Here is an 11,694-nt window from a genome sequence, read left to right as displayed (position 1 = left end):
CCGGGGTGGACATACCGCTGGTGCACCAGTTGTTCCGCCAGGAGCACAGCTGGGTAGCTATGTATGGACGGGATAAGCGCTGAAAGCATCTAAGCGTGAAGCCCCCCTTGAGATGAGATTTCCCACAGAGTTAATCTGGTAAGACCCCTCATAGACGATGAGGTTGATAGGTTCGGTGTGGAAGCGCGGTAACGCGTGGAGCTGACGAATACTAATCGGTCGAGGGCTTATCCACAACTAATCCACAAGCATACTTGCGTATCCAGTTTTCAAGGAATAAAGGAAGCCATCCATCACGGATGGCTTTTTTGCTGTTAATACCGGTATTGCTAGAGAAGCTCTATGAGATTAACTAGAATCATATAAAATATGGTAGTATATGGATTTTTTCTGTGAAATCTATAAAACGGAGGACGATCCCCATTAAGGCGATCTGCTATTCGCTCATATCAGTTGTTTTGCTGGTGGTTGCGCTTGTTGCGGCAGGCTTCTTTTTCCGCAACGCCGCTCTTTTCGCCGTTCCCGCGACTTTAGCTGCACCGTTTGGCCTCGCTTCCGCATTGCTGGGGCGATTGCGGGGATAAACTGGTGTCTTTTTCCATATCGGCATTTGGGGTAACGTACTTTTGCTGCCTGTATCGAGGGTTGTCCTGATTTGGTACTTACTGTTCACCTTTTTCTGGGGCATGAATGATGCAAACGATATCCCTTATCCACCGGCGTGATATCCCATCCCCCTTCGCCTTGAAAGACTGTCGTTGCAAAACGGACAGTCTTTTTTCAAGTAGAACCATAACAATAAGCACAATCCACGTTAAAGGCTTCTGTAAGATTCCAAGACGCGATTCGTCTAAAGGGTACAGAAAGCAAAACACCTTGAGTGGAGTGACGAAAATGAAACCAATCGCGATGATGAAAACACCGATGCTGATGCTTTTTCTTACGGGGGCAATCACCGTAACAGGATGTCAACAAACGGCTCAGGTGCAGGGCCAGCAACCCATACCGAATGCACCAGCGATTCAAAATAAACAGCCTGTGACCAATCAACCAGAATCTGCAACGCAAACGGTAACCACGGGTGCAACCGGAACAGCAACTGCAGCAAAGCCAACAACTGTTACCACTGCGCCAGCACCCGTGCAGCAGGCGCCAGCAGCCTCTCAGCCTCAAACCACGCCAAGGCTGGTCCCGTCGGCAGAGAATCAGCCACAAGCAGCTGCGAACGTCCGTTTCGGCAAAGTGACAGCGGCTCGCTTAGCGAGCTTTACAACCGGATGGCTCGGAGGAGAAGGGTGGATTGCGAAGACAACAAATGCGGGCCAAACATGGAGCGTGCAGAAAAACGTGACGGGAACGGTCACACAGCTTTTCGCTCTCAATGACCAGGCTGCATGGGCGACGATCCAAATGGCAGGCAAAAGCACCGATTTTCAGCTTTTGCATACGACAAATGGCGGTAAGACGTGGAACGTTGCAGGGAAGGTTCCACAGGAAGGCTTTCTGCATTTCGTATCCGCAACAGAGGCATTCAGCGGAAACTGGCGGACGACAGACGGCGGCAAAACGTGGAGCAAGCTGCCGCTCCCGCCAAAAACAGTCGGAGATGCTTATTTTCACGACAAGGCAAACGGCTGGGCAGTCACATATGACAACGTGAACATGCAAATCCAACGAACAGCAGACGGGGGCAAGACATGGAAGGCGGTCATGACAAAACACACGATTGCTCTCACCAACGCCATCATCCGCTCGGCAGGTAGCAACAACGCATGGGTCGAATGTATTGGCGATTCCGGCATGAACCAAACCTCCTACTCCCTGTTCCACACGGCAGATGGCGGGAAAAGCTGGCAGACCGTCATCGCCAAGTCGTCCGCAGGCGGCGGACCAGCTCCTGGTTTCCCCATGGAATACACAGGCGGACCGACAATCGGCGGCTCGAGCCCTGGTGCCCTTTATGTGCTGAACACAAAGGAAGCATATATCGGGGCGCAATGCATGGCGTGTGATAAACCGAACACCATCGGTTGGACGACAGACGGAGGTAAAACGGTTGCCGCAGGAACCGCCGCTTTCGAAGGTTTCGGTGAGCAGCTGCTGGCGTTTGCCGATGCCAAGCATGGCTGGTGGATTTGCACCGACCAAACGGCTCCAGCGGTTATGTATACGACGGCGGATGGCGGTCAGCATTGGAAAAAGGCGCATGTTTTTGCTGCGCCAAGCCAGTCAAAATAACGGAACCGAACAGCTATGCAAACACGCCGAAAGAGGCGCCATCATACAACGAAAGCGAACCGAAGTTGGAGGGCCGCGTCACTCGTCAAAAGATTGAAAGAACTGATGACTTACCCAAGCGATATGCAACTTCTCCCGCGCGAATGTGGAGTTCGGCTCCCGCGTCGCGCAGGCGCTGGGCGTGGACATCGCAGGATTCGTGCAGACGCAAGCGGAAAAACCGTGTCAGACCGATTCTGCAGCCAAGTAACAACACTTACAGATTAAAATTAGCCCGGTCGACGAGTCAGTCTCAGTCGGTCGGGCTTTTTTCATTCGGGAACAGCAGATTTTCGTTCGCTCTTGCGCCAGACGGACGCGTTCAAAAGCAGGATGCCCAAAAGAACGCTAAACCCTCCGGCAAGCTGACCAACCGAAACGGGCTCGCGGTAAAATATAGCCCCGATCACTAGCGCAATCACCGGAGAGACATAGGTCCAGGTGACCGGAAAAGTAGGATTGGTTTCTTTGAGCAGCCAATAAAACATACCGAAGGCGAGAATTGAGACGATGCAGGCCAAATACAGCAAGCTGGACAGGCTCGCCACCGTAAACCTAATCTGCAGCGTATCCTCGAATAGTAAGGAGAGGAAGAGCAGCCCGACGCTGGCAAACGTCATTTGTAGTGCATTAAAGGTGAGCGGCGGCACGGTTTGCAGCAATCGCTTGGAGCGGATGACGCCGATTGCATAGATCAACTCCGAAGAAACGATCGCGAGCTTGCCGATCAGTGGCAGCGGCCCTTGCTGTGCAGATTCAGGCGTTGCACCGACTACCAGATAAATCCCGCATATGCCGAGCAGAAGTCCCGCGAGCAAATGCCAGCGGAAGCGCACCTGCCCCAGTGCGATCGACAAAAGGGTACTAAATATCGGGGCGGTGGCGACAAGCAGTGCAGCCATGCCGGAGGAGATATGCTGTTCTGCCCAGTAAAGCGATGCAAAGGGAATCGTCGTCATCAAAAAGGCGACGGTGGCGATGTCGAGGTAGGAGCGTAACGGTAGTGGACTCCATTGCTTGCGCAAGCCAAGAAAAGCCAAAATGAGCGCACCCGCCAGCAAAAAGCGGAGAGCGGCAAAGAAAAAAGGCGGCATTCCATCCGTAAGGCCTAGCTTAATTGCTAAAAATGACGTACTAAAAATAAGGCACATGACAATATAGTTTAACAAGATCAATAAAAGCGTCCCCTCTCTTCTGTATTGATGAAAAGAATACCAAGGGGGCGTGTCAGTGTGGTACTATCGATATCGAATAGGGGTATAACTTACGGTTATAACGAAGAGTAAGGAGAAACGCAATGTTTACACTACAGCAGTTAAAATATTTCGTGAGCATCGTCGAACGGGGCAGTTTGAACAAGGCGGCCCAATCCTTATATCTCTCCCAGCCAGCTTTGACCAAGCAGGTTGCTTTGCTTGAGCGTGAGCTGGCATGCAGCTTGTTTTTGCGCAAAACCACGGGGATTGAGCTGACCGACGCTGGGCGGTATTTCTATGAAAAAGCGTGCAGCATTTTGGAGCAATCAGAGCAGGCCGTGCAAGCGGTGAAGCGTTATACGACGACCAGGCAGGTGCGCATCGGTGCGTTGCCGAGCCTCGGGAGCTTCTACCTGCCGGATTTGTTGAGCAAAGAGCAGGTGAGAGAGCAGCCCAGCCAGATGGTCATCCGGGATACGACGAGGGAGCTGTGCGAGCTGCTTGTCCGCGGACAGGTGGATATCGCTTTCGTACAAGATTATGCAGGTGGATTGGAGCTGCCGGTACGTCGGCTGTTCCGCGAACAATACATAGCGCTTTTGCCAGCAACGCATGAGCTGGCGGAGTTGCCCGCCATCAGCTTTGAGGCGCTTTGTCGGGAGCGTCTTGTGATGTTTAAAGATCCGTGTGACATTCGCACCGCATTCCGCCAGCAGTGCGGCACTCAGGGGATTGCGAATCCCAATGTCGCGTTGGAGCTCGATTTCAATGATTCCATCGTTCGCTTTGTCGCCAAAGGGTATGGCTTGTCTTTTGCGCCCAAAATGGTGGCCGAGAGCATGCATGATCCCGCCATTGTTTGTCGGGATTTTGATACCGACTCCTTTTATCGGACGATCCAGGTAGTGTACGAGCCGCAATTTGAGCAGTATGTAGAAGCGTTGACCGATTGCTATCTATTGAATAAATGAAACAGGAGTAAAGCTTGCGCGATCGGCAAAGCTTTACTCCCGTCATGTAGGTCATCTATTGGGTTTCACGTTGATTTTGCTGTTTCAACAAATCGCGGATCTCCGTAAGTAGCAGCTCCTCCTTGGATGGTGCTGGCGCTTCGGCCGGTTTTTCCTCCGTTTTGCGCTTGAAGTGATTGAGTGCTTTGACAAACAGGAAAATGGAGAAGGATACGATCAGGAAATCGATGACAGATTGAAAGAATGCTCCGTACTTGATCGATGCTTTATCGACTGTCAGCGCCAGTCTAGTCAAATCCAGGCCCCCCATCAACAGCCCCAAGATTGGCACCATCACATCGTTGACCAGGGAACTGACAATTTTGCCAAAAGCGCCCCCGATGATCACCCCGATTGCCAAATCCAGCACATTGCCCTTCATGGCAAACTTTTTAAATTCATTCCACATGGGAGGTCTCTCCTTTACAGTAAAGCTCTGTTTTTCTTTCTGCCATCATATCATATTTTGCAAGTGAGCGCGTTCGCCTAAAGACACAAAAACGGTCATGGCCGTTTTTCCCCTCTCATCGGGGGACAAAAGTGCTGACCGCAAGCGGTCACATCCAATCTACTGAAAAACGTCGAGACGTTTTTCAGAAAGAAAACCCGTCCACACCTCCATAAAAAGCAGGAAAGGGGAACGGGTTTATCCAGTTTATTCTCATGCGGTTACGCTTTCTCTGTCGCGGCGTCCGTACTCCACCACCCAGGTAATGATACGAGCGGAGATGCTGACTGCAAGCACCGTGTACAGCGTCGCCATCAGCGGCAAGTACAGGAGCGAAAGTCCCAATACAACCAAGTCGATAATCAAGAAGACCGTACCAACCGACAATCCGGTGAATTTGCTCAGGAATAGCGTCAAAATGTCGTCTCCTCCTGTAGCGCCACCGTAGCGAAGGACGATCCCTGCGCCAAAACCGGTCGTAATCCCGGACAAGATGGCTGCGATCGGCATGTATTGGTGCATATCGAACACCAACGGCGAAAAACGATCACAAATCTCGTAAAACACGGTAAACGCAGTGGCTGCAATCATCGTATTCATCAAAAACTTGCGCCCTTTCAGGAACAAGGCAAGGATGAAAATCGGAATGTCCAGCGCAACCATTGTAAGGGTAGGCGAGATGTTAAAGGCGAATTTGCCTAAAAGCGCCAAACCCATGAAGCCGCCTTCAGTCAGATTGTTTTGGAAATTAATGTGGTAATAACTGAAAGCCAATAAAAACGTACCCAAAATCATGACCAACAACTGTTTGCTTTGCTTTTGTTTTGCCCTCATAAAGAATGCCTCTCATCATAGTTAGTTTAGACTCGCACCCAACTAACTACGATGGTCATCCTGGAGGGATCACCGGTTCTCATCTTAAAATCTCGCTTTCGTAGCTAGTTTTGGTGTGCTTTGCGCAACAGTCAACTACCTACGACGCTAGATATAGGAGAGGTCATAACGTTTCCAGACTGTCCTGTAGGGACACATGGTATCCTGATCCTTTCTTCAATCTGATCTCATTATACCATGAGCGCAGGGTCGCCTAAAAACAGGAAGGACAGGGGGAAAACAGCGCTTCTCCTATGCAAAACTGAGGAGAATGCGAATAGTGCAGAATGGCAGTATGAATTCGGCGGTTTTTGCTGATAAAAGGCCGGTTTTTGCGGGTTGTTCGCAAATATCTGTAAAAAAAGCGTAAAGACAGCGTTAAAACCTTGTTGTGCTGGACGTAGCGGATCATCGGCTAGATGGAAGAAAAACCGATAAACCGGTTTTCCGTAGAAAAACCAGTGAACTGATTTTCCGTAGAAAAACCAACAAGTTGGTTTTCCGCTACAAATACGTTGTTTTTTCCGGGTGCGGCGTTCGTTTGGTCGCTTCGGCTTCACCCGCCGGATATCCGATGAACAGATTTCCCACGATTTTGCGATTTTCCGGTGCGCCGATGAAGCGATGAAGGCGTTCGTCATGGACAAGCCCGACGCCGCGCGTGCGCCACACCATGCCCAACCCCAGCTCTTGTGCCGCGAGCCACATGGAATGGATCGCGCAGCAGACAGCATACTCGTTATCGACGGAAGCCGCCGGGTCATTCGGGATGATGTCAGCGGTGACGATGATCACCAATGGGGTGTTTTCCAGCACCTTCACCGATTCGGCAACAAGGTGGGGCTTGGTCGGGAAACGCTCCTGCAAATAATCCAATGCCACCTGTTTGTAACGCTCCTTTGCCTCGCCGCGGATCACGTAGAAATGCCACGGCTCGCGCATCCGGTCATTCGGTGCGTAAGTCGCAGCTTCCAAGAGGCTGGTGATCTTTTCATCCTCGATCTCAGTGGGTTCATAATTGCGGATTGCTCTGCGCGCTTTCAAATAATCAAATATAGCCATAAGATTGGGTTCCCCTCCCATTTTTTAGATTCATTATAGCAGGGATCAGGTGTCCGCACGACGGTGTGCGAAAATCGTGATCGCTGCTCAGCTTTTTGCGTGCTCCCGCTGTTTTTTTCGTTCCAGCACTTTCAGTGCCTCCCGCCTGCTTAATGGCGGTAGCTGCCTGCTTTCCAGGAAAGCAAGCACAGGCGCTGGGTCTGTCTTTGTATATTCCCGCAGCGCCCAGCCGATCGCTTTTTGGATGAAAAATTCATCGGAAGGCAAGCAGCGGTCGATGATTTGGAACAGCAGCGGCAAGTCGGTTGCACCTTTATAGGAAAGCTGGAAAAGAATCGCTGTTCGTCTGAGCCACAAATTGTCCGATGAAAGCCATTTTTCGATGTAAACCGGAATTTGCTCCGGATGCTGCCGGAAATAAGCCCCGACCAGATGCGCGGCAAGCACATCGACGGTATCCCACCACGATTTGTCGGCAATCAGGTTTTCGAAAAGCCCGATGGCATCGCGGGGAAGAGCCTTGCTCTGCTTTTCCAGCAAGGCCAATGCGATATACTGGTACTCGCGTTCCGGCAGTGCCCAAAGCTCACGGACAACAGCCTCCAGCTCATCCGCGGCAGGCTTGCCGTTTTCCTTTAAAAAGGCACGCAGCAATTCCGCGCGTTTTGGTGTTTTGATTCCGAGAAACGGAAATAAGTTCCGCATATAGGCGCTCATCGGGGCGGATTCGGATGAATTTTGGAAGGGAAACAGGAAATTTTGCAACTTTTTTACAAAAGTTATGGTCATATTAGACAACTCTCCTTTTCTTCTCCAAAAATGACGATATAATCAATAGATATGATTGCAAAAGAACCGACGGAGTGACGTACCATGATAACGGAAGAATTTGCCCGGTTTCTGGAGGAGAGCCAGGATTGTTTGATTCGTGAATTCCGAAAAAGTGTCATTCTTTCCGAGTGGGACCTAAGCCATGAAGCAATGTCTCAGAATATTGTTGCCATGCTTCATCTGGTTATTGGTTATGTAATGGATAAAAACACCCTTGAGGATGTTACACAGCTGGCTCACAAAGTGGCAGTCGAACGAATTCAGGCAAAAAGCAATATCGGTGATTTCGTCCATAACGTAAGTCTGGGCAGGCAGGTTCTGTTCCAACATATCTACCAGAACGACGCTTGTGTGAATTGGGGATTCGAGCCCTTGACTAAAATTAGCAACTGCTTTGACCATTTTCTCACACAAACGGTGACACGTTACAATGATCTGAAAAATACCGACCTAGAAGAGAAGCAACTGTTTATTGACCAGACCCACAAAGAGCGGTTGACCATCTTGGCACAGATGTCAGCGAGCTTTGTCCATGAATTTCGCAATCCGTTGACATCGGTGATGGGGTTTACCAAGCTGCTGATGCAGGAGAAGCCCGATCTGCCCTACTTGGATATCATGATGAACGAACTGGAACTGCTCAATTATCGGGTGACCCAATTTTTGTTGGTCTCGAAAAAAGGCCATTCCATGCAGATGAAAGGGCCGATTCTGCTTGTTGATTTGTTCGAGGAGACGCTGGCGTTTTTGTATCCGCAAATCGTCGACGTGAATGTAGATATCGAAACGCAGATTGACCCGGGGCTGCGAATGGTCGGATACCGCGAAGAAATCCGCCAAGTATTCTCAAATATCATTATAAACGCAATTGATGCTGTATTAAAACGTAACGGTGAGCGAATGGTCTGGATTGATGTGAAACGGGAAAAAGAAGACATCGTCATCAGCATCGCTAATAACGGGCAGCCGATCCCGCAGGATTTGCTGCCGGTCATTTTCGAACCGTTCGTGACGACCAAGGAGCTTGGAACGGGCATCGGCCTCTATATTTGCAAGCAGATGATCGTTCGCCATGAAGGCACGATCACCTGTACCTCTGATGAGTCGTTGACGACGTTCACGATCCGTTTCCCTCTGCCGCAGCATGAGACGGATGAGGAGGAGAGAAAATAAAAGAAATCGTCTGTTTGGGGAAGCGTGAGCAGTGAAGGTGCTCACGTTTTTTTTTCGTACAGATAAGAATCTATAAAATTCTTATCCAGTATAAGGGCACCCGCGGCTTAAGCCAAAAGCATGGCGTAGCCAGGTTTTCTAATCACCCGCTCACGAGGTGGGCTCCGGTGCGGCAAAATCCTTTTCCTGCACCCATTGCTTGGCGAACTGTAGGAAAGCCCGCGTTGCTGGCGACGCGAGTGAAAGGGAGCGCACAGCCAGGCCGATTTCGCGAAATACCGGAGACGGGGCGAGGGAGGCAATCTGGACGCCAACCATGTGCTGTGGAAGAGCCATCCGGGGCAAAATGCTTGCGCCGATGCCTTCGCGAACCATATTGACGATTGTGGCTGACTCACGTATCTCGAACTGTACGTGCGGATGACACTCCGCCTCGTCAAACAATTCCCCAATCAGCGTTTGGCAGCCCGCAATCGGCATGATGAACGGAAGGCGTGCCAGCTCATCGAGGGTGATTCCGTGCCGATCGTCAGAAGGGGAAAGGGTGCCGGGGGCGAGCAGTGCAACCATCTCGTCGTGGGCGAGCGCAACGGACTCCAGCTGTTTGGCAGGACGGGTGATAAAACCAAGATGCACCGTGCCAGCCGTCAGCCATCCCTCGATCTCCTCGTAGCTACCTTCCTTCACTTTCAGGTCGATGCCCGGATAGGCGGATTGAAACGAATGGATGAGACGCGGAAGCCAGCGTGCCAGAATGCTGGGGAAGCTGCCGATGATGAGTGCACCTGTGTGTAAACCCGTTTCCAAGGCGACCTCCTGCGAAATGAGCTCCCGCTGGTGGAGCATCTCGCGGATGCGAGCGACGATTTTTTCGCCGATTCCGGTCAGTGTAATGCCCGTTCGGCTGCGATTGATCAACGTGACGCCGAATTCCGCCTCAAGGCTTGCAATCGCATGGCTGATCCCGGGTTGACTCATGGCCAGTGCGTCTGCCGCTTTGGAAAAACTACCGGCATCCACAACGGCTAGCAGGACTTCAAGTTGGGTAAACGTCATAAGAGTACCGCCGCTTTCTATAAGTGTTTGATTATAGTATATATAGGAAATATTCATTTGACGAATGATATTTCCCGTCCTATCGTTAAGGTAAAGAATCGAGCAAACGCGATGGGAAAGAGGGTTTGAAATGATGAGCAAACAAATACAAGTCGGCATTATCGGTCTCGGGGGAATGGGGGGCAAGCTGTTCCACACGTTTCTTGCGCATCCGGACTTTCAGGTGACGGCAGTGTGTGATACGGACGCCAATCGCTCGGAGGAAGCAGCCAAAGAGGCGGGGGATTTGCCATGGTATACGGATTATCAGCTTCTGTTGCAGGAGACTGCGCTTGATCTCGTGTATATCGCAGTACCTCCCGCATACCATCACCGGATTGCGCTCGATGTGCTGGCGGCAGGAAAGCATATTTTATGTGAAAAGCCTTTGGCCAACACGCTTGAGGAAGCGGATGAGATGCGAGAGGCGGCGCAGCGGGCGGGCGTAGTGCACGCGATGAATTTCCCGACTTACTATCGCGCTGCTTTTCGCGAATTGTCCGCGCGGATGGCACAAGGGTTTTTAGGCGAGGTGCGTCGCGTGGAAATAACGACGCATTTCCACCAGTGGCCGCGTCCGTGGCAGCAAAACCCTTGGATCGGGGGGCGCGAGCAGGGTGGATTCGTGCGCGAGGTGATGCCGCATTACATTCATTTGACGAAGAGCTTGTTCGGCAAGGTTGCTGCCGTCGACTCTCAGCTGGAATATCCTGAAGACCCGCAGGCATGTGAGACCGGAATTGTCGCTACCCTGCGTCTTGAGGATGGCCCGCCTGTGCTGATGAATGGCGTCAGCCAAATCGCACGCAAGGAACGTATCGCATTCACGCTGTACGGCACAAAGGGGACGCTCGCGCTCGTCGACTGGAGCCGATTGGAAGGCGGCGGGGTTGGTGAAGAGTTGACTGAGATCGCCGTCGGTCCAACAGATCATCTCGCGGACATGCTCACACAGCTCGCTTCCACCATTCGCACGGGTGAGGGAGACGTGGTTGATTTCGAGGCAGGGTTTGACGTGCAAAACGTGCTGGAACGGTTGCTGCAAAGCAGGGGATAACCTTATCCTCTGCTTTTTCGTTCCTCCCATTCTTCCCGCAGCATGCCCATTTTGATCGCATCGTAATACGCACCGCGCACGATCCGCGCTTTGCGCACGCGCGCTTCTTCCTGCATCCCGCATTTGGCGGCGAGACGGATCATCCGCTCATTGCCTGACCAGGTCCCTATGCCTAGTCGGACGGTATGCAGATGGGTGAACAAATAGTCGATCCACATCTGAAACGCTTCGGTTCCGTAGCCACCGGACCAGTAGCGAGAGTCATAGATGGCGATGCCGATTTCGAACCAGTTGGTGACCTCGCTCACCCAATACCGTCCGACTGTGCCTTTCAGCTCGCCGTCGATCTCGATGACCAGCTCGGTGCGAGGAGTAGCAGTATCTAGCAGCGACAGGCTTTCGTCATGCTTTTTGCTGTATTCTTCAAGCGTGAGCTCCGGGAGCGGCGCATAGGGCCCATTCCAATTGAGGTGCTCCCGGTCAGAAGCGAGATACTTCCAAAAGTAAATTTGCTCGATATCCGCCGGCTGCAAATCTCGCAAAATGACCCGTTTTCCTTGCAGATGTACATGCATATACGTTTTTCCTCCAATCATCAACACCGATGTGATACGCTTATGGTAAGGAAAAATTGACATGATCGATAGTGTCAGTTGTAAAAAATATGACAAG

At 51.4% G+C, this 11,694-nt stretch carries 12 protein-coding genes and 1 rRNA gene; 6 read left to right on the top strand and 7 right to left on the bottom strand.

Translation table 11 applies throughout. The annotated features are described in order from the left end of the window. The 3 genes from EDM56_RS18470 to EDM56_RS18460 all read left to right on the top strand — a co-directional run. Positions 1-235 (top strand): 23S ribosomal RNA (locus EDM56_RS18470); the annotation flags it as partial. Positions 236-392: 157 nt separating this feature from the next. Next, the gene (locus EDM56_RS31210; RefSeq protein ID WP_148040397.1) at positions 393-584 is read left to right on the top strand and encodes a hypothetical protein; all 192 of its coding nucleotides are present in this window, start codon (positions 393-395) and stop codon (positions 582-584) included. 310 nt (positions 585-894) lie between these two features. After that, positions 895-2,238: a VPS10 domain-containing protein gene (locus tag EDM56_RS18460; RefSeq protein WP_183192511.1), complete on the top strand. Its 1,344-nt coding sequence runs from the start codon at positions 895-897 to the stop codon at positions 2,236-2,238. Positions 2,239-2,549: 311 nt separating this feature from the next. Here the strand turns inward: EDM56_RS18460 and EDM56_RS18455 are convergent, their stop codons facing one another. Beyond that, a complete protein-coding gene (locus EDM56_RS18455; RefSeq protein WP_122919392.1) occupies positions 2,550-3,452 on the bottom strand; it encodes a DMT family transporter in 903 nt (300 codons plus the stop codon). 122 nt (positions 3,453-3,574) lie between these two features. Here EDM56_RS18455 and EDM56_RS18450 point away from each other — a divergent pair, with 122 nt between their 5' ends. Beyond that, entirely contained in the window at positions 3,575-4,444 is an 870-nt protein-coding gene (locus EDM56_RS18450; protein WP_122919391.1) for a LysR family transcriptional regulator, read from the top strand. A gap of 55 nt (positions 4,445-4,499) precedes the next feature. Here the strand turns inward: EDM56_RS18450 and mscL are convergent, their stop codons facing one another. From mscL to EDM56_RS18430, 4 genes are all read right to left on the bottom strand, one after another. Continuing rightward, positions 4,500-4,892: a large conductance mechanosensitive channel protein MscL gene (gene mscL, locus EDM56_RS18445; protein WP_122919390.1), complete on the bottom strand. Its 393-nt coding sequence runs from the start codon at positions 4,890-4,892 to the stop codon at positions 4,500-4,502. Positions 4,893-5,144: 252 nt separating this feature from the next. Beyond that, positions 5,145-5,765: a YitT family protein gene (locus EDM56_RS18440; protein ID WP_246009439.1), complete on the bottom strand. Its 621-nt coding sequence runs from the start codon at positions 5,763-5,765 to the stop codon at positions 5,145-5,147. A 543-nt stretch (positions 5,766-6,308) separates the two neighbouring features. After that, positions 6,309-6,866: a nitroreductase family protein gene (locus EDM56_RS18435; protein ID WP_122919389.1), complete on the bottom strand. Its 558-nt coding sequence runs from the start codon at positions 6,864-6,866 to the stop codon at positions 6,309-6,311. 87 nt (positions 6,867-6,953) lie between these two features. Further along, positions 6,954-7,655: a DNA alkylation repair protein gene (locus EDM56_RS18430; protein WP_122919388.1), complete on the bottom strand. Its 702-nt coding sequence runs from the start codon at positions 7,653-7,655 to the stop codon at positions 6,954-6,956. Between the two features lie 84 nt (positions 7,656-7,739). On the opposite strand from EDM56_RS18430, the gene EDM56_RS18425 reads away from it, so the two are divergent. Beyond that, positions 7,740-8,870, top strand: coding sequence for a histidine kinase N-terminal domain-containing protein (locus EDM56_RS18425; RefSeq protein WP_122919387.1), 1,131 nt, complete (start codon positions 7,740-7,742; stop codon positions 8,868-8,870). A gap of 150 nt (positions 8,871-9,020) precedes the next feature. Here EDM56_RS18425 and EDM56_RS31205 read toward each other — a convergent pair whose 3' ends face one another. Then, complete coding sequence (locus EDM56_RS31205; protein WP_183192510.1) at positions 9,021-9,926, bottom strand: LysR family transcriptional regulator; 906 nt, start codon at positions 9,924-9,926, stop codon at positions 9,021-9,023. A 130-nt stretch (positions 9,927-10,056) separates the two neighbouring features. Here EDM56_RS31205 and EDM56_RS18410 point away from each other — a divergent pair, with 130 nt between their 5' ends. Beyond that, the gene (locus tag EDM56_RS18410; RefSeq protein WP_122919385.1) at positions 10,057-11,022 is read left to right on the top strand and encodes a Gfo/Idh/MocA family protein; all 966 of its coding nucleotides are present in this window, start codon (positions 10,057-10,059) and stop codon (positions 11,020-11,022) included. Between the two features lie 2 nt (positions 11,023-11,024). Here EDM56_RS18410 and EDM56_RS18405 read toward each other — a convergent pair whose 3' ends face one another. After that, complete coding sequence (locus EDM56_RS18405; RefSeq protein ID WP_122919384.1) at positions 11,025-11,597, bottom strand: GNAT family N-acetyltransferase; 573 nt, start codon at positions 11,595-11,597, stop codon at positions 11,025-11,027. Between the last annotated feature and the right edge of the window lie 97 nt (positions 11,598-11,694).

This window comes from Brevibacillus fluminis (assembly GCF_003710825.1).
Lineage (GTDB): Bacteria > Bacillota > Bacilli > Brevibacillales > Brevibacillaceae > Brevibacillus_D > Brevibacillus_D fluminis.
Note: the sequence above shows the minus strand (reverse complement) of the source record. Positions and strands in the feature narration are given on the sequence as shown.